The organism is Pleurocapsa minor HA4230-MV1 (genome assembly GCA_019359095.1).
Taxonomy (GTDB): domain Bacteria; phylum Cyanobacteriota; class Cyanobacteriia; order Cyanobacteriales; family Xenococcaceae; genus Waterburya; species Waterburya minor.
The window spans coordinates 76,617-95,666 of sequence record JAHHHZ010000022.1 but is presented as its reverse complement, the minus strand read 5'-3'; the positions used below and the strand labels follow the sequence as shown (position 1 = coordinate 95,666).

At 41.7% G+C, this 19,050-nt stretch carries 16 protein-coding genes; 9 read left to right on the top strand and 7 right to left on the bottom strand.

The genetic code is table 11. The features are described 5' to 3' along the window. Positions 1 to 38: 38 nt before the first annotated feature. The 4 genes from cpcA to KME09_14185 all read right to left on the bottom strand — a co-directional run bounded on the left by cpcA (position 39) and on the right by KME09_14185 (position 3,328). Entirely contained in the window at positions 39 to 527 is a 489-nt protein-coding gene (gene cpcA, locus KME09_14200) for a phycocyanin subunit alpha (protein ID MBW4535084.1), read from the bottom strand. Between the two features lie 88 nt (positions 528 to 615). Further along, a complete protein-coding gene (locus tag KME09_14195; protein MBW4535083.1) occupies positions 616 to 1,134 on the bottom strand; it encodes a phycocyanin subunit beta in 519 nt (172 codons plus the stop codon). Between the two features lie 689 nt (positions 1,135 to 1,823). Continuing rightward, on the bottom strand, positions 1,824 to 2,567 hold the full coding sequence (locus tag KME09_14190) for a phycoerythrobilin:ferredoxin oxidoreductase (GenBank protein ID MBW4535082.1): 744 nt from the start codon (positions 2,565 to 2,567) through the stop codon (positions 1,824 to 1,826). Between the two features lie 20 nt (positions 2,568 to 2,587). Continuing rightward, entirely contained in the window at positions 2,588 to 3,328 is a 741-nt protein-coding gene (locus KME09_14185) for a 15,16-dihydrobiliverdin:ferredoxin oxidoreductase (GenBank protein ID MBW4535081.1), read from the bottom strand. Between the two features lie 190 nt (positions 3,329 to 3,518). On the opposite strand from KME09_14185, the gene KME09_14180 reads away from it, so the two are divergent. Both KME09_14180 and KME09_14175 read left to right on the top strand, forming a co-directional pair. Next, positions 3,519 to 4,157: a Uma2 family endonuclease gene (locus tag KME09_14180; GenBank protein MBW4535080.1), complete on the top strand. Its 639-nt coding sequence runs from the start codon at positions 3,519 to 3,521 to the stop codon at positions 4,155 to 4,157. Between the two features lie 107 nt (positions 4,158 to 4,264). After that, complete coding sequence (locus tag KME09_14175; GenBank protein ID MBW4535079.1) at positions 4,265 to 5,152, top strand: sugar ABC transporter permease; 888 nt, start codon at positions 4,265 to 4,267, stop codon at positions 5,150 to 5,152. Between the two features lie 21 nt (positions 5,153 to 5,173). On the opposite strand, the gene KME09_14170 is transcribed toward KME09_14175, so the two are convergent. After that, positions 5,174 to 5,599: a TerB family tellurite resistance protein gene (locus KME09_14170; protein ID MBW4535078.1), complete on the bottom strand. Its 426-nt coding sequence runs from the start codon at positions 5,597 to 5,599 to the stop codon at positions 5,174 to 5,176. Positions 5,600 to 5,884: 285 nt separating this feature from the next. Between KME09_14170 and KME09_14165 the strand changes: the two genes are divergently transcribed. The 7 genes from KME09_14165 to ilvB all read left to right on the top strand — a co-directional run bounded on the left by KME09_14165 (position 5,885) and on the right by ilvB (position 13,273). Then, positions 5,885 to 6,424 (top strand): DUF4330 domain-containing protein, encoded by a 540-nt coding sequence (locus tag KME09_14165; GenBank protein ID MBW4535077.1) that lies wholly within the window; start codon positions 5,885 to 5,887, stop codon positions 6,422 to 6,424. A 33-nt stretch (positions 6,425 to 6,457) separates the two neighbouring features. Beyond that, positions 6,458 to 7,090 (top strand): tRNA (guanosine(46)-N7)-methyltransferase TrmB, encoded by a 633-nt coding sequence (trmB, locus tag KME09_14160; GenBank protein ID MBW4535076.1) that lies wholly within the window; start codon positions 6,458 to 6,460, stop codon positions 7,088 to 7,090. A gap of 286 nt (positions 7,091 to 7,376) precedes the next feature. Further along, positions 7,377 to 8,777, top strand: coding sequence for an NAD-dependent malic enzyme (locus KME09_14155; protein ID MBW4535075.1), 1,401 nt, complete (start codon positions 7,377 to 7,379; stop codon positions 8,775 to 8,777). A 30-nt stretch (positions 8,778 to 8,807) separates the two neighbouring features. Next, complete coding sequence (locus tag KME09_14150) at positions 8,808 to 9,590, top strand: D-alanyl-D-alanine carboxypeptidase family protein (GenBank protein MBW4535074.1); 783 nt, start codon at positions 8,808 to 8,810, stop codon at positions 9,588 to 9,590. Between the two features lie 136 nt (positions 9,591 to 9,726). After that, positions 9,727 to 10,548 (top strand): SWIM zinc finger family protein, encoded by an 822-nt coding sequence (locus KME09_14145; GenBank protein MBW4535073.1) that lies wholly within the window; start codon positions 9,727 to 9,729, stop codon positions 10,546 to 10,548. A gap of 138 nt (positions 10,549 to 10,686) precedes the next feature. Continuing rightward, a complete protein-coding gene (locus KME09_14140) occupies positions 10,687 to 11,208 on the top strand; it encodes a hypothetical protein (GenBank protein MBW4535072.1) in 522 nt (173 codons plus the stop codon). 211 nt (positions 11,209 to 11,419) lie between these two features. After that, a complete protein-coding gene (ilvB, locus tag KME09_14135; GenBank protein ID MBW4535071.1) occupies positions 11,420 to 13,273 on the top strand; it encodes a biosynthetic-type acetolactate synthase large subunit in 1,854 nt (617 codons plus the stop codon). Positions 13,274 to 13,432: 159 nt separating this feature from the next. Here the strand turns inward: ilvB and KME09_14130 are convergent, their stop codons facing one another. Further along, entirely contained in the window at positions 13,433 to 16,534 is a 3,102-nt protein-coding gene (locus KME09_14130) for a response regulator (GenBank protein ID MBW4535070.1), read from the bottom strand. Positions 16,535 to 16,635: 101 nt separating this feature from the next. Then, positions 16,636 to 19,035 (bottom strand): HAMP domain-containing protein, encoded by a 2,400-nt coding sequence (locus tag KME09_14125; GenBank protein ID MBW4535069.1) that lies wholly within the window; start codon positions 19,033 to 19,035, stop codon positions 16,636 to 16,638. Positions 19,036 to 19,050 lie beyond the last annotated feature (15 nt).

The following is a 19,050-nucleotide window of genomic DNA, read 5'->3' as shown; positions in this document are numbered from 1 at the left end:
GAACAGGTTGATGACTAATCGAATCAAGTCATTTAGTCTTAGCTAAGTGTGTTAATCGCATAGTCAAGATAGCTATTTGCTTCAGTAGCAGGATCTCCACTCAAGCCATGATTATTTTTAATATATTTTAGAGCTTCGATGTACCAGCTAGGAGATAGTTCATAAGCACGGTTGATTTCATCTAAACCAGCTACTAAATACTCATCCATCGGGCCAGTTCCACCAGAAACTAAGCAGTAAGTTACCATTCTTAGGTAGTAACCAATGTCACGAGAACATTTTGCTTTACCAGTAGGAGTGGAAGCGTAGTTAGGGCCAGGAGTGCTAGTAGTATAGGGGAATTTAGCATATACTGCATTAGCTGCGCCATCAATTAAGCTCTGAGAATTGCTGGTCAAAGCTTTTGCTGCTTCTAAAGAAGCATTAGCTTGCTTAAAGCGACCAAAAGCAGTCTGGATTTCAGTGCTGCTTAAGAAACGACCCTGGGAATCAGCAGAAGATACTGCTTCAGTTAAAGGAGTTTTCATGATTGTAATGTTTCTCTTGTTTTACTAATTTTTTCTAAACAACCAAAGGTTGATATTCGCTGTCAACAGAGCAAGTATGCCCGTTGAATTAACCTACTGACGCAGCAGCACGGTCGAAGTAGCCAGCGATTTCAGAAGAAATAGCGCTACAGTCACCAGGAGTGATACCGTTAGTATCGTTAATGATTGCTAAGGCAGCTTCCTTCATTTTTTGAACGCCAACAGCAACAGAAGCACCAGGAGTACCCAAAGCTAGATAAGTTTCGCGCAGTCCATTAAGACAACGATCTTCTAGCACACTCGCGTCACCTGTAAAGATAGCGTAAGTGATGTAGCGTAAAATGATTTCCATATCGCGTAAGCAAGCTGCGTTACGACGACTAGTGTAAGCGTTTCCACCAGGAGCGATTAGCTGAGGCTGCTCGGCAAACAAAGAACGAGCTGCGTTAGTCACAATAGCGGAAGCGTTACCAGTAATACGGTTAACTGAATCCATACGTTTGTTGCTAGCTGCAACCATTGCACTTAGAGCATCCAACTGGCTGCTGGATAGAAATTCGCCACGGGCATCAGCCTGAGCAACAACTCTAGTAAATGCGTCGAACATTATAAATAATCTCCTACTCGAATTAAATTTGGTTTAGTTGAACTTCAAAAAGGAATCTTAACTTAAAAACTACTTTCAGCCACTAGCGCGATCGCTAGCTTTTAGAAAGAGGTTGATTGTCGAAGGTGCTAAGTTACTATTCTCTAGGCACTTAGTCAGAGTTTCTTAAGTCACCTAACAAAACTTTACACGCTTAATAAAAAACCGTAAAAGAGATAGCTTTACGGCGGTTATCCAAGGCATTTCACAAAGTTTGAAGTATTCAACCCGCACTCTGCGATCGCTTCTTGGCTTCGCCTACAGGCATTTCTCCCTCAGATAACTTTTATACAACGACAACGAACCATAGTTTGTTACGTCTTGTTAAATTTTCCAGGTTTTACTGACCACCCTCAACCAACTTTTAGGTTTGGTTAAAGTTACGGTCAAATAATGTTCCTTGTTTTTTGCTGTTCGGCTGGCTAGTTAGCTCGATGTCGAGCTTAATGTTTAATTCCTGATTATTCAGCTAGTTGCCAATTTTTTAAGGACAAACACTGCTGCCCTAACAAGGTAAATACTTATAAGAAACAAGATTTGTTAATGTTTATTATCTTATCTTTCTGTAACCCAAAGCAATCAACTGTTACTTTTATCAACAATTGCCCGATCGATCGCTGTTAACCTAAATATTAGGCGATCGCGATCGCTTAAGCCAACGTCAAAGTACGTTCAAGATCGAAGAGGAAACCATGAATATATTCTTCTGTCCATTCTGAGCCATATATGCGAGTTAGCATACCTCTGGCGGGATCTTTTTCGGCTCGATAGTCAGCGTAGCTTTTTTGGGCTTGAAAAATCGCCGTTAGCTGTTGAGGATCGGTTACTACTTCTGCTTGTTCGACAAAATCAATATAGGCATTGAGATAGTCACAAAAAGCTTTAAAGACTAAATTCTCAACTACTTCTGTCTGGGATGGGCGAGTCCACAAAAAGGCGGGAGAAAAGTATTGTTGAGCCTCTTGGGGAAAATCTCCACCCCAAGGTAAATCTTGTTGATACTGATGGAACATCGGCATAATCGGGTCACTGTATTTAGCCTGATAAGCTTTATTTTGACTAAATAGTGGCTGCATATCGATCGCAATTAGATGTCCCCCAGGTAAGGTGACTAAATCCGCACCAAAAAAGGGCAGATCGTAATTAAGTTTGGGAAAAATGACAAAATTAAGTACCTGAAGTGAATCTCCCCCCTGCACATGAGCTGCTCTAATTTGCCTTAGTTTGTCTGATTGTAAGCCGTAACTAGTAGTTTTTACTGGCTCTTGCTTTTTCCCTTTACCCATCACCCCTTCTTTCCGTTCAAAGCCAGCAGGAATAGGGTAGGGTTGCAGGTTTAATCTGGACTTTAAAGTGGCGATCGCTTGCTCGATAAATGGTTGATATAAGGTCATACTGTTAAAATTATTTTAGGCTATTTGCTGGCGGTGGCGGTGGGAACTACCAAAGGAGATGCATCCTCAAACAGAAATTCATAGAGGAATTTTTCTGACCATTCTGAGCCAAAATAGCTACTAAATAAACCATGAGCGGGATCTCGTTCGGCACTATATTGATCGTATTTTTTTTGCGCTGCCACAATCCGCTGAATGTCCTCTGGATTAGTTAAAGGTTCAGTATTAGCCACCATTCGCCAATATAGGGATAGATATTCTTGGAAAGCGGGAAATAGTCTATTTACTACTGCTTCAGAATCCAGCTTGGCAAACAGCAAATATTTAGAAAAATATTGATTAGCATCGTAGAATTTCATCTCCAAATCTTGGGCTAACTCATTATATTTATCCCTGATCTCCCGCATCGGCTCAATATACTTTTCTAGGTAGGCGCGATCGCGGAATAATGGTTGAAAGTCCATCACTACTAAAATTTTCTTCTTCCCAAAGGAAAGAAAATCAACGCCCAATAAAGGTATGTCGTAATGATGAGCAGGATAGACAACGCTATTAAATACCTGAGCAGTTTCCCCAGCATCGATGTAGGAATAACGGATTTTTCTCAATTGCTCAGCTTGATAACACCAGCTTTGGATTGTCGCGGGGTTTTTACCTCTAGCACTAATGTTAGATTCCAATCCCGCAGGAATAGAGCGACTGCTTAAATCGAAGTGTTTAAAAAGTTCTTCTTCTAAATATTCTTTAAAGGGCGCGAACATACAATTATTGCTATATACAGTAAGGCTTATAGCCAGAATATATAAGCGCTAGAGCGATCGTCCCCTTTTCTGAGGACAAAGCAACAAAGCTTTACGAAAGCAGCTAGCACCAAGAAATAGCAATATATCGCGTTCTTCGATTAGGATCTGGAAATAACTTATTGATCTAGCGATCGCTATAAGAAAAACTATGTTATTGGAAGTAAAAAAAATTATAGTTCCCCCAGGACAAAAAGTAATTCTGTACGATCTTAGTTGGGACGAATTTGAAGCTATCTTGGTAGATTTAGGTGAAAGTCGAAGTTCTAGAATAGCTTACGATCAAGGAAGACTAGAAATAATGACACCTTTACCAGAACACGAAGTAAATAAAGTTTATGTCAGTAATTTTGTCGAAATTTTGCTGGAAGAACTGGATATTGAATTTTGTCCCCTCGGTTCTACTACTTTTAAAAATCAAATAATGTTTAAAGGAATTGAACCAGACAGTTGCTTTTATATTCAGAATGAAGCTGTGGTAAGAGGGAAAAACAGATTAGATTTGACAATAGATCCACCGCCAGACTTGGCTTTAGAAATAGATATTACCAACCGCAGCCATCCAGAAATATATCAGTCTTTGGGTGTACCAGAACTATGGAGATATGAAAAAAACAAGCTACAGATTTTGTTACTAATCGAGGGTAAATATGTAGAGTCATTAACTAGTCGCAATTTTCCTAATTTACCCTTAACTGAAGTCATTCCTCAATATTTGATCCAGTGCCGCAGCGAAGGTAGAAATAAAGGCATGAGAGCTTTTCGCAGTTGGGTAAAAGAGCAATTATAGTTTTTTTTAGATATGATGAAACATTTTTATCTTCTTTGTGGAATGCCCTTTTCTGGTAAGACAACTCTTGGCAAATCAATGGCTCAATACTTATAAGTATGAGTAAATTGTTTAAAACAAACCTAATTTCAGCCTGGCTCGATCGCGACGCTGTAGCTGCGGTTATATTTCTCTCGCCTGCGCTAGTGATATTAGGCGTATTTCTGTTTTATCCTATCGTTTATCTGCTATATCTCAGCTTTACGACAGGTAGCTTTACCGTTACAGGAATTGAATGGATTGGCGGACAAAACTATTTAAGACTGTTTACCGATGGTGACTTTTGGCAGGTAATGGGCAACACGGCTTATTTCACTATAGCTACAGTCATACCAACGATTATTATTCCTTTGGGTTTAGCTGTCTTACTCAATCGCTTGATCGCTTTGCGGGGATTATTGCGCGCTGCGTATTTTGTCCCTTCGATTACATCTTTAGTGGCGGTAGGATTGGCGTTTCGCTGGCTGTTTCAAACCGACGGGAGAGTTAATGATTTATTGCTGGCTTGGGGTTTAGAGCCGATTTCTTGGTTAAGTAGTACTCTTTGGGCGATGCCAGTACTGATTTTACTAAGTAGCTGGAAGCAATTGGGTTTTAATTTAATCGTTTTTCTGGCTGGATTACAAATTATTCCCCAGTCTCGTTATGAAGCAGCAGAATTAGATGGGGCAAACGGCTGGGCTAAGTTTTGGTATATTACCCTGCCTGGATTAACTCCCACCTTAGTTTTTGCCGTCTTAACTACGGCGATCTTCACCCTCAGAAGTTTTGAGCAGGTATATATTATTACTGGGGGAGGGCCGCTAAATTCTACCAATCTTTTGGTTTACTATATTTACGAGCAGGCTTTTTCTAGTTTTGAATTTGGTTATGCTGCTGCTGCTGCCACTATTCTATTAGCGATCGCCTTTATATTTGTTTATCTTTATTTACGGGTTTGGAACGAACAACCGTAATTACCTGCGATCGACTATGACCTATTTTTTGTTTAACCCTGCTTTGTATAGTTTTTGAATTTTCAAAATTGCTTGATCGAAAGTAGAATGAGTTTTTAAATTACTTGGATCTAAATCCTGCATTTTAGTTAATAGAGATGCTTCTTCGGTGGCAATATCATCATCGCTATAAATTAATTTACTAACTGCACCAAAAAGATGCTCGTAATCTGCCAGAGTAGGATTTGCACCTAGATACTGTTCTAAAAGCTGAGAACATTTTTCTAAAGATGAATCTTGATACTGTGCCAACAAGTCTTGTAGCTTTATTGTTGAATCAAGATTTTGTTCGCTGGCAATCTGGGCTAAAAATTTCTCTTCTGCGGGTTGAATTTCACCGTCAATCCAGGCGATTGACACCAGTATCGCTAATAAATTTTGATTATTATTTTTAGTTGATTGAACCATAATGATGCTACTTTAATTAACTACTATTGATCTCGACGATGAGTAATATTACTTGACATTATTGGCATTAATTTATGCCTAAATCTTAGAAAAGAATTGAATTATTCAGCAAAAATCTGCTAACTTTCTTCGCTAAAGTCCAAACAACTTCAAAAAAATACTCGTTTCTTCGTCTTCACTGTAGTCATAGTTGCCCTGTGATTAGCGATCGCCTTAAAAAATAGATAACTAGTGACATAATATAAACGCAAATAATTTAAGACAGCGAAATTTTGACAGCTAATTATGAAAATTATTGACTCTAAAGGAAGACTATTCGGTAAGTTGAGTCTGCTTGACTTAGCTGCTGCCTGTGTAATTTTATTGGTTGTCGTCGGTGTTTTCTTTTTTCCAGGTACACCCCTGACTGGCAATTTAGTTGCTCAAACCAAACAAAAACCGATTGAAATCCAAGTGCTAGTTAGAGGGTTAAGTGTTGCCAAGTATGATGTTTTAGCACAGGCATTTACCTCAGAAGAACAGGCAGATATTGTGATTCGCAATCAGCCTGCGGGGAAAGTTTCAATCCTTGAAAGTAAAGTGTTGCCTCGAACCACTGCTGTACCCCAGCCAGACGGCACAGTGAAAGCTCTCAACGATCCTCGTCCCGAAATAGTCATGGTTAGGGATTTGCTCCTTACCTTGGGCAGTAAAGCTGAAGTTACCAATACTGGTTATGTGTTGAGTGGCAGCAAAAAGATTAAAATAGGTTCATCGATTCAGCTACAGGGTAATATTTATGACTTTAGCGGTACAGTAATTGCTATAGATGCCACAGAAGCTTAAAAGTCGTCAAAGTGCTTTAATTCATTTCTCTCTATGCCTATTCGTATTCGACAGCATGTTAACCCCCTAGCACGCAAGTTCCAGTCACCCATTGCTATACCAGATTGGCAGGATGTGTATCAAAAATGCCGCCCGCTACATTTAGATATTGGCTGTGCGAGGGGTAGGTTTCTGTTGGGTTTGGCACAGCAAAATCCTGAAATTAATTATCTGGGGATTGAAATTCGTCGGCAATTAGTAGATTTGGCTAATCAAGAACGAGCTGAGTTGGACTTAACTAATCTGCACTATCTATTTGCCAACATGAATAGTTCAGCAAAGTTACTCTTAGAATCTTTGCCCAAAAACAGCCTGAAAACCATCTCCATCCAGTTTCCCGATCCTTGGTTTAAGAAAAAACACAATAAACGTCGTGTAGTTCAGCCAGACTTAGTTACGCTGCTGGTGGATTACTTAGCAGTGGGGGGAGAAGTTTTCTTGCAATCAGACATTAAAGAAGTGGCGGTGGAAATGCGCGATCGCTTTGCTGCTAATTCAGATTTAACTCCAAAGCATCCAGATTGGCTAGAAACTAATCCTTTCAATGTTGCCACGGAAAGAGAATTATACGTACTGGGGCAAAATCTGCCTGTTTATCGAGCTTTGTTTGAGAAATCTACTACCTAACTGTTTTCCCATAAGTAGGTAGGCAAAATAATTGATCAAACCCCTACCCTTAGAGCTATTTGTTACTCGTCCTAAAGGACTTGTCTCGCATAGTTTCCGTCGCGTTTTGGGTAGGAAGATTCCCACCCAAAAGCCGACGGGGAGATACCGCTCCGCATATTACTCGTTACTCGTTACTTGTTACTCCCTAACCTCATTTCCAATTTAATTACACCCACCTACTTATGTAGCAGTTTATCAAGTACGAAACGTTTTACAATAGTCAATCCTGCAACATAGATAAACAATGGTAGATTTAAACCCTAGCGCTAGCTTTAGCTTGAAGATCGAGTTAGAAATTCCCAATCGCCCTGGTGCATTAGCCTCAATCATGAGTACGATTGCGGCTCATGGTGGTAATTTGGGCGATATTGTCCTGTTGCAGCGCAATCTCAAATTCACTCAGCGCGAATTAATGGTTGATGCTTCTAGTACCGAACAGGGAGACAAAATTATTGAGGCAATCAAAAGCTTACCCCGCGTTAAGGTAATTAGTTACAGCGATCGCACTTTTGCCATTCATCAAGGGGGAAAAATTAGCGTTGAAAGCAAGCTCCCGCTCAATTCTCAATCCGATCTGGCAATGGCATATACTCCTGGGGTGGGGAGGATTTGTCGGGCGATCGCCGAACAACCTGAACGAGTTTATGAGCTAACCATTAAGAGTAATACTGTGGCTGTTATAACCGATGGTAGCGCCGTACTAGGCTTGGGGAACTTAGGTGCTGCTGCTTCTTTACCCGTCATGGAAGGAAAGGCTTTACTGTTTAAAGAATTTGCTGGGATTGATGCTTTTCCCATCGCGCTAAATACTCAGGATACAGAAGAAATTATTAAGATCGTCAAAGAAATTGCTCCTGTATTTGGGGGAGTTAACTTAGAAGATATTGCTGCACCGAGGTGTTTTGAGATCGAACAGCGATTGCGTCAAGAACTTGATATTCCCGTGTTTCATGACGATCAACATGGCACAGCAATTGTCGTTTTGGCAGCGTTATATAACGCGCTTAAATTAATTGGTAAAGATTTGAGTCAGGTTAAAATTGTCATTAATGGTGCAGGAGCAGCAGGAATTGCGATCGCCCTGTTGTTACGCAAGGCAGGAGTAAGTAAAATTGTGCTTTGTGATTCTAAAGGTATTATTTCGAGCCAGCGAAATGATATAAACCAGAGTAAACAGCAATTTGCCGTTGATGAAAGTGGCAACTTAGCAGATGCGATGCAAAATGCCGATATCTTTTTAGGAGTTAGTGCGCCAGGAGTTGTGACTCCTGAAATGGTGCAAACTATGGCAGAACAAGCAATCGTCTTTGCCATGGCCAATCCAATTCCTGAAATTCAGCCCGAATTAATCTATGATAACGTAGCGGTTATGGCCACAGGGCGTAGTGACTATCCCAATCAAATTAATAATGTGTTAGCCTTTCCTGGAGTTTTTCGCGGAGCATTAGATTGTCGAGCCTCGGCTATTACCACTAATATGTATCTCGAAGCGGCTAAGGCGATCGCCAATCTGGTAGCTGATGCCGATTTAGATCGTGAGCATATTATTCCCTCAGTATTCGATTCGAGGGTATCCCCCGCCGTAGCTCAAGCTGTATGTATGGCTGCCAAACAAGACAATGTGGCGCAAAAAACTAACAATTAGCAAACAAACCTACTAGTTGATGACTGAATGATGGAAGAATTTGAAATTCCAGAGGCAATTCGAGAACACCGAGAGATACCTAAAAAACCTGGATTCCCTTTGCCTTTATTAGCTGGCGGTGTAGTATTACTCGGCATTATCGGCTTGATCTCAGTGCGCTTACTCTTACCTTCAGCCAAACCAACCCCAACCACAGTTAATCCGCCGACGGCTGAACCCATACCCCAGACGACAACTCGTGCAGTACCACCGCAGCCATCCATTTCGGCTCAGGCTAAAACTGAACCAGTACCAAATAAGACACAGAACAATCTGTTGGGACATTTACCTTATAATGTTGCTGCCGAATCAGAATTAGCCCCAGTAACGGCTGATAACAGCTTAAAAATGCGTCCTGCTGCTGCTATTAAATTCCAGGAAATGCAGGCTGCTGCTAAAGCTGATGGCGTAACCTTAACTCTACTCTCGGCTTTTCGCGATGTTAAAACTCAAGAGCAGCTATTTTTTGGAGTCAAAGAACAGCGAGTACAAAATGCCACTAAAAGAGCCGAAGTTAGCGCTCCTCCAGGATATAGCGAACACCATACAGGTTATGCTGTGGATCTTGGTGATGGTCAAGCTCCAGCAACCAATTTAGAAATAAATTTTGCCCAAACTCCTGCTTTTCGTTGGCTTCAGCAGAATGCTTTAAAATATAGCTTTGAAATGTCTTTTCCCCCTGATAATATACAGGGAGTGAGTTACGAACCTTGGCACTGGCGTTTTGTTGGCGATCGCGATAGTTTGGAAACCTTTTATAAGGTGAGGAATTAGGCTTATTACAGCAGTTTTCGATTGAGTAGACACATTAATTTATCGAAGTAATGGGTAATAGGTAATAGGTAATAGGTAATGGGTTCTATCTAACTGAAATTCGCTGTAAATTAAATCTAGCTACTAGCTCAAAAAAATGACTAACTTTGAAGTAGAAAAACGAGAATGGTGGGTAGAGCGCTGGTTGGATTTACTAGCTTCCTATCGCTTTAAAAAACGCTTGGAACGAGGGCGCAGCTATGCGAGGGAAGGAAATGTCCTCAGTATGGAATTTGCCAACTCAAGAGCCAAAGCCGAGGTACAGGGGAGCGACAACCAGCCTTATAAAGTATCCCTGTCTTTAGACTCTTTTAGTAATGAAGACTGGAATTTTGTCATCAATAAAATGTCGGAAAAGGCAATCTTCTCAGCACAACTTTTAGCAGGAGAGATGCCCGAAACGATTGAAGCAGTCTTTACAGCTAGTGGCTTGAGTCTATTTCCCTTTACCCTCAACGATGTGCGATCGCGGTGTAGCTGTCCCGATCAAGCTAACCCCTGTAAACATATTGCAGCAGTATATTATCAGTTGGGCGAGCGCTTTAGCGAAGATCCCTTTATCATTTTTCAGCTGAGGGGACGAACCAAAAATCAGATCATTGAACGTCTGAGGCAGATTCGTAGTCAAAAAGCCCAAAAGACTTTGAAGAATATCCAGCCAGCAGCCCTTGCCAAGTTTAATCTGCCAGTCGCCGAAGATATTAATCCCGAACCAAAAGGTTTTTGGCAATATAATGAGCCACTAGAGTCTAGTTTAGTAGCAATCGTGCCACCAATGGAACAAAAAACTCTGTTAGACATTTTGGGTGAGATGCCTTTAGCTACTAATGATGCCAATGCAGTAAAGCAATATCTAACCCAGGTATATCAAACGACAGGGCAACAAGCGCTTATTTCAGCTTTAAATCGCTCATCCTGAAAAGCGATATAACTTAAACGCTTGATGTTACGCACTTTGAAATACTATTTCCTATTTCCTATTTCCTATTTCCTACTCCCTACTCCCTACTTACGAGCCGATTACTATTAATGTTCTAATTTAATTTTGTACGGCTCTATGTCGATCATCATCTGTCCTGGAATTCATTCGCCTGAACTAACTGAACAGTTTATTCAAGGTATACAAGACAGGATTCAACAAAATTACCTGGTATTACCTACCACAGAATATCTTCCCTATTCGGCGATCGCCGTTACTCAATGGCTCAATCAGCAAAGTCTATCTAAAACCGAACCCTTGTCTTTTATCTCTTTTAGTGCGGGCGTTGTGGGTGGCTTTGGTGCAGCTTGGGCTTGGCAGTTACAAGGTGGTCAGATTAGCAAGTTTATTGCTCTTGATGGTTGGGGGATGCCCTTGAGCGCCAATTTTCCGCTGTATCGTGTCAGTCACGATTACTTTACCCACTGGAGTTCAGGAATTTTAGGTGCAGGACAACCAGGTTTTTATGCCGAGCCTGAAGTAGAACATTTAGGATTATGGCGATCGCCAAAAACCTGCTGCGGATGGCGCATAATTAGCCCAGGACAGAAAACCCGTGATACTTTAACGAATTATCTAGCTAATGTCTTAAATTCATAATATTGCTGAACATTTATTGCCCCCGAAGCAATTTAAGATTCATCCTGTAAAGTGTATATTTTTATATGTTTTAGCGGGTTTTTACTCGACAGCAAATGCAGTTTCATTTATATTTAAAGGCTTAACTGTAAAAATTAATGCTAGTTTTTGTTGCAAATTAGACGGCAAATTTTACAATTATAAGAATAAGCAAGTCATACGGATAGCAAGCGTGGTATCTACAACTATTCCCCAAAGTTCACAATCAATTCAGACTTCACAACGTCGCACAGGTGCCTATGCCCTGATGGATAGTCTTCGCCTTCATGGTGTTAAGCACATTTTTGGCTACCCTGGTGGTGCAATTCTACCAATTTACGATGAGCTATATCATTCTGAAGCCAGGGGTGAAGTGGAACATATTTTGGTGCGTCATGAACAGGCAGCAGCCCACGCAGCAGACGGTTATGCTCGCGCTACAGGTAAGGTGGGAGTATGCTTTGCTACTTCTGGGCCAGGAGCAACCAATTTAGTCACAGGCATTGCCACAGCCCAGCTAGACTCGATTCCCATGGTTATTATTACAGGGCAAGTAACGCGGGCAGCCATTGGTACTGATGCTTTTCAAGAAACAGATATCTTTGGGATTACCACTCCTATTGTTAAAAATTCCTACGTAGTGCGTCATGCCCAAGATATGGCGCGAATTGTTGCCGAAGCATTTCATATTGCTGGCACAGGTCGTCCTGGCCCAGTATTGATTGATATCCCCAAGGATGTTGGTTATGAGGAATGCGATTATGTTCCCGTATTGCCAGGCGCAGTAAATCTTCGGGGATATAAGCCTACGGTCAAGGGGAATCCCAGGCAGATTAGTGCTGCTTTAAAGTTAATCTCCCAAGCGAAAAAGCCTTTGCTCTATGCAGGTGGTGGTGCAATTGCTGCTGATGCTCATGCTCAAATAAAGGAGTTAGCGGAAAAATTTAAAATTCCTGTCACGACAACCTTAATGGGTTTGGGGTCTTTTGATGAACATAATCCCCTTGCTGTTGGCATGTTGGGGATGCACGGTACCGCATATGCTAACTTTGCTGTGAGCGAATGTGACCTTTTAATTGCCGTTGGCGCTAGATTTGACGATCGCGTTACGGCTAAACTTGACGAGTTTGCTAGTCGTGCCAAAGTAATTCATATTGATATCGATCCTGCCGAAGTGGGCAAAAATCGGACTCCTGATGTACCAATCGTCGGAGATGTCCGCAAAGTATTGGAGCAAATCTTAGACCGAGCCAAAGGTTCAGATTTGACGGTTAATCCCAACCTGACTAAACCTTGGCTAGAACAGATCGATCACTGGCGGGAAAAATATCCTCTAACCGCCCCCCATCCAGAACAAGGCTTATCACCCCAGGAAGTAATTGTTGAATTAAACAACCAAGCACCCCAAGCTTTCTACACTACCGATGTCGGTCAACACCAGATGTGGGCAGCCCAGTTTCTTAAAAATGGCCCTCGTCGTTGGATTTCTAGCGCTGGTTTAGGGACGATGGGTTATGGTTTACCTGCTGCAATGGGTGTAAAAGTAGCTGTCCCCGATGAGGAAACTATCTGTATCAGTGGTGATGCGAGTTTTCAAATGAATCCTCAAGAATTAGGCACCTTGGCACAGTTTAAGATCAACGTTAAAACCGTGATTATTAATAACGGCTGGCAGGGAATGGTGCGTCAGTGGCAGCAAAACTTCTTTGGTGAGCGCTATTCTTCTTCTAATATGGAAATCGGTGCGCCAGATTTTGTCATGCTGGCGGAGGCTTACGGGATCAAGGGAATGATTGTACGCGATCGCGCTCAACTAGCTAGTGCAATAGCCCAAATGCTAGCTCATGATGGCCCAGTATTGATGGATGTTCGGGTTACCAAAGACGAAAATTGTTATCCGATGATTGCCCCTGGTAAAAGCAATGCTCACATGCTGGGTTTACCCCAGAAAGAACAGCCTGATGTTGAGTTTGTTAACTGCAATAATTGTGGAACGACAAACCCGATCGCGAATAAGTTCTGTCCTGAATGTGGCACTGAGTTATAACCGAGTTATAGTTTTAGGCATTGCCGAATGAGTAATGATTTAAGCAATCTCAAGAACAGTTGTGAACATAATTGATCTTGATGTTCATTCATTTGGCAGTGGTAAGTATGGCTATAAGTAAAAACGTTAGGAGATTTCCTACTACCTACTACCTATTTCCTATTTCCCTAACCAACTCGCTACTGTATCAATTAATTCTTGTGGCTGAACTGGTTTTCCCAGGTAATCTGTCGCCCCCAAACGTTCTGCTTCTTGTCGATGGCGATCGCCTGTACGGGAAGTTGCCATCACAATCGGCGTGTTTTTAAAGGCAGGTTGAGCGCGGACTTTTTCCAAAAGTTCAAAACCGTTAACTCTCGGCATTTCAATATCGGACAAAATTAAATCAATCCGTCCTTGATATTGTGAAATTTGGTCTAATGCTTCTTGTCCATCGCGACAGACTAATACCTGATAACCCGCAGCTAGTAAGAGCTTTTCGAGCATTCTTCTCGTTGCTACCGAATCTTCGGCGATCAAGACTGTAGATGTAGTTTGGACAACGGTAGTAGTACTATTTTGTAGCGAAACAGGGGAAAAAGCCTCTTTGCTAATTCCTTGAGGCATAATCACAGGAATCACCTCTCCTGTACCCAGAATAGTACAGCCCACGATATAAGTTGGGACGGGAATAGTCTCATCAAAGGGTTTGACAATTAATTTTTCTTCCCCAGCGATCGCATCGACTAAAATAGCTAAAGGTTCAAAAGAAGTTTCTAAAATCACACCTACTTGACCCTGAGCCAATTGTAGGGGCTTTCTGGGACAGGGAAATAGACTCGATACAGATGCTAGAGAAATTGTCTTACCTTGCCAGTTTAAATTCTCTTGGTGTTCATTGGTAAAATCTAGCTCACGATAGGGTATCATCTCCAAAATACTCGTGTGCGGAATGGCGATCAATCTGTTTTGTAACTGAATTAGCATCAAGGATTGCAAACTCAGGTTTAAAGGTAGGCTGATTGTAAAGGTAGAACCTGAACCGACATCAGTAGTCACAAACAGCTGACCCCGCAGTTGACGAATCAGATTAAGCACGATATCTAGTCCCATACCTCGACCAGAAATATCGCTAACTTGAGCAGCGGTGGAAAAATCTGGTTCAAAAATCCAATTGACTATTTCTTCTAGTCGAAAATCTTTGATTGTTTTTTCTGGCGGACAAATTCCTCTTTGCAGCGCTCGTTGAAAAACTTTCTCAGGATTAATACCGCCACCATCATCTTTAATGGTAATTACTAGCTGGTTGTTTTGTAGCTTGGCATTTAAAGCAATTGTTGCTGTTTCTGGTTTTTTAGCAGCCAGACGCTCATATTTAGACTCAATCCCATGATCGAAGGCATTATTGAGCAAATGAGTCAGGGGAGTTTGTAGTTGTTCTAGCAGAATCTGATCGACTAAAGTATTTTTTCCTTCGATTTTCAAGTCCACTAGTTTATCAAAACGTTGACTCAAACCACGAATTTGGGGAATAAATCGTTTAGCCAGGGTTTCAAACGGAACTAATCGTGAATCATTAACTTTGGCATATAAAGTGTCCAGATTTTTCTCACTTTGTTCTAGATTCTCTGCTAATTCTCGGTCAATAAAGTCAATATCAGTGCGGGTTTCCTGAATCTGGAGCATTAATTCTTGGAAAGTTTGCAAGCTGGAGTGTAGATCGGTATAGCGATCCATTTCCAAAGCATCGAAGCCATTTTGATTATTTTTAGCTGCTGCAAAATCTGCGTCAGAATTGCCAAATGAGCCAACAGCAAGTTGATTATATAGATCTTGAATCTGTTCGCGAATCGGTTCAAACTGACGAGTTAGCGATCGCAAGCGACGATTTGCCTGATTTAAAACCCTCTGTTGACGACTAATCCGAGATTGACTGAGGATCAATTCTTCAACGTTATTGGTTATCCCCTCTAGTCTTTCTAGAGAAATCTTAACTTGATTATTAGCAGCAGGTTTTGACGCTTCTGCTACTTTGGCAACAATTTTGTTTGGGGCGGAAGGAGGAGCAAACATCATGGTGGATAAAGCTGTATCCTCAGCATCTTCACCAAAAGCAAAGAATTCTGCCTCCGAATTTAAAGCCTGGTCATTTTGACGTGGATTAACCTGACTACTAAGAATTGCTTCTGGTTCATCATCTAATTCTTCGGCTGCACCATGATTGGCTAGATAGTTCTCCCGTTGCTGACGAATCTCCCCAACCAATTCTTGCACGGTTAAGAGTGCTTCTAAAGGATCGCATTCAGTTAATAATCCTTGAATTGGCGCGATCGCTTTGGCTAACCAAGGTAATTCTAAAGTCTCGCTCAGGAAAATACATTCATCAGCAAAACCTGCTATGGCTTCTTTGAGGATCTCTTCAGGAGTATCCATTTCTAGCTCGGCGATCGCCTGACATAGTTCTTCTAAGTCTTCGTTGAGAGCTTTCGCGACTAGGCTGTGGTTGGCTGACTGTGGTGGTACATCTTCTGAACTTGATGCAGAATTCTCTAAGTACTCAGTAATCTTATTGCGTAACTGATTAATAATTTCTTTGGTTAGTAATAAAGCCTCGATCGCGTCAGACTTTAATGCTGCTGCGATTGGCGCAACGGCTTCTCCTAGCCAGGGAAGATCTAAGGTTTCTGCTAAAAAACTACATTCATCAGCAAAACCCGACAACAATGGCTCAAGCAACTCTGCTTCGGTGTCTAACTCTAATTCTTCAATCGCACTGAAGCTATTAGCTAATTCTTCCGTTAAGGTACTGCGAATTAAATCATGATTACTATTACTACTACTTCCCTGCTCGTTAGATGCTGGCGAATCTGAAGCTGAGTCGGAAACAGTAGCTACCAAAGATTCAAGCGCAATAATTAATTCAGGATTGGCGATCGCTTCATCAACGTTGTGTGCCTGGCTCACCACAAAACCAATCTCGTCAACACTATTTTCGACTAAAGCCCAAGCAAGCTCGACTTCGGCAATCTGTCCTTGCTGTAGTCCAACTAAAACATCTTCCAGCTTGTGAGCTAGCTGTTGCAAACTAGTTAAACAAGCTAATCCAGCACCACCCTTGAGGGAGTGAGCTGCTCGAAACAAAGACGTAAAGTCGGGATTAGCACGGTCTTGAATGCCCGTTTTCAACATCTCTAGATACTCAGGGGCATCTTCATCTAAAAAACACTGACGTGCTTCGGCGGTAATGGCAGCGAGGATTGCTGGGTCTAACTGAGAACTCATTTTAATCAGATTTCTTCAATAAATTATTACTTAGTGTCGGTAACTAATTACTTTGCTGAAGTAATAGTACTCGCTGCGATCGCAAAGCCTACATCGCCCTTCTAAGCCTCTAGCTTAAACTGGGAAATAGAAGACTGGAGATTGTTAGCTTCAGATACCAAAGTTTGCAGTGATTGCACCACATTTTGGGCTTCGGTCGAGTTGATTTTAGCGATGGAGGCAATACCGTTGATTTTTTGGTTAACTACCACAGAAGTATTGGTTTGGTCAGTAGTACTAGTGGAGATATATTTGAGATATTCATCAATTTGTTTACTGGTATCTGCCAAGCTACGTAGGTTGAGCTTAGTCAGGTGAACTAATTCACTCCCATTAACCACCTCAGAAGTACTGGTTTCCATCCCTTGCAGCACGGAGGTTGTATCTTGCTGAATGGTGCTAACCAGCCGTTGAATATCTTTGGTCGCTTCTGTAATTCGATCTGCCAGACGACGTACCTCTTCGGCTACGATTCTAAATCCTTCACCGTGTTCTCCTGCCCGTGCTGCCTCCACCGAAGCGTTAAATGCTAGTAAGTTGGTTTTTTCGGAAATACCCGAGATAATTTCCACAATTTGCGCAATTTCTTGGGAAGATTCTGCCAGTTGTTTTACTTTTTTGGCGGTGTTGGCTACAGTACCACGAATTTTTTCAATACTGTTGACCGTAGCATCCATCGCCAAATCTCCCTCTCTGGCTTGAAGAGAACCGTCACGAGCAATTTTGGCTGCTTCTTGCGCATAGTTAGCCACCGTAGCTACGGACTGATTAATTTCTTCAATGCTGCCTAATGCTTGGTTAATTTCTTCAGTCTGTTTGAGGGCAGATTCGGACAGCTGGCGTACTGAGTCTTCCCCCGCCAAAGATAATTGACCAACCTCGCTTGAAACCGCTTGCACTTCTTGCAGAAGTTCTCTGAGTTTTTTCATGGTCGCGTTAAAGGCATCGGCAATAGAACCAACTGCACCATCAGTCATCTGGGCTTTCACAGTCAAGTCTCCTTTTTGCGCCCCTTCAACATCTAACAATAGACTCATTACTCCCTGTTGCAGCAGCTCTTTTTCTTTACGCTGTTGTTTGGTTTCTGCTTCTTGAGTAAAGAGCAAATCTTGAATTTGCCCCGCCATCCTATTGATATTAGAACTTAAATCGGCTAGTTCATCTTGTCCTTTAACAGGTATCCGTACATCAAAGTTACCGCTACCTAATTGTTTGAGGGCATCTACAGCTTCTAAGATAGGTAAAGTTGCTTTGTAGCCGATCAAGGAAGCGATCGCAGTTACCAAGGCAGAAACGATCAGTGTTCCTGCTGCAAAAGAAATTAACAGTCCTTGCTGTGCTTTGAAAGCTTGCTTTTTATCGACAGTAGTAATTGTACTCCAGCCTAAATCTGGTAGCTGAGAACGGAACTCGTCTTTAAATTCTGCAAAAGGAGTATAAGAGGCTAAATCTTCATCGGTAATCAAGGATCTATTCCCAGATGCTTTGCCGTCTTGATTTGCCCGAGCAACTTTCAGTTCGTTAAAGTAGTCAAGGCGATCGTCAGCGGGTTGAACACTTCCTGGCAGATTTTGAATTTCTTTAAATTCTGACTCTTCAGAAGCAGCAAAAATTCGTCCTTGATTGTCTAAAAGATAATTTTCTGTTTGATCCTCCGAGAGAATTACATCTCGCAGATATTTAACTGGTATCCTCGCTCGAATCACACCAACATTTTTACCTGTAGCACTATCTCTAATCGGTGCAGCTAAATAAACTGCTAAAACCTTGGAGCCTTCTGACAACAGTGGCTGACTCAGTATCGGGCCATTGGTTTTAATCGCTGCTTGGAAGTAACTGGAATTACCCAAGCCAGGTAAAGCATTCCCCGTAGATTGAGCCAGAATATTTCCCTGAAGATCGGCAACAGCGACACTGTCGTAGATTACATAGGCTTTGATGAAGGAATCTAAGGCAGCCTGCTTATCTTTGGCAGTTGTATTTGCTCGCAGCTGAGAATTAGTGAGAATTGTCAAATTAGACATAATCTGAATATCCCCAAAACGTTCTCGCATATAGAAAGCAACTTTGTTTGCTACCTCTGATGCGATCTTTTGTTCGACAGTTGTAATTTCCTTGACCATAGACTGCCGAGCAAAGCTATAAGCAATCATACTTACGGCAATCGTGGACAGGGTACTGACACCCACCAAAATTAAAGTGGTTCTAGTGCGAAGATTAATTTTGTCCCAAAAATTATTAGTCTTAACAGTAGCTGTTGAAGCAGTAGAGATATTGCTGGCTGTAGCTTTGCTCTTCTCTAGATTAGCTAAGGCTTCCCTGGCAACATTGCCATAATTTCCCTCGCGATCTAAATCAGAAATTTCTTGGTATAGAGCGATCGCCTGTTCTACTTTTCCTGCATTTTCTAAGGCATTGGCCTCAACTATTTTACTTACAATATCACCAGTGTTATCAGACATAGACTTAATTCCTAA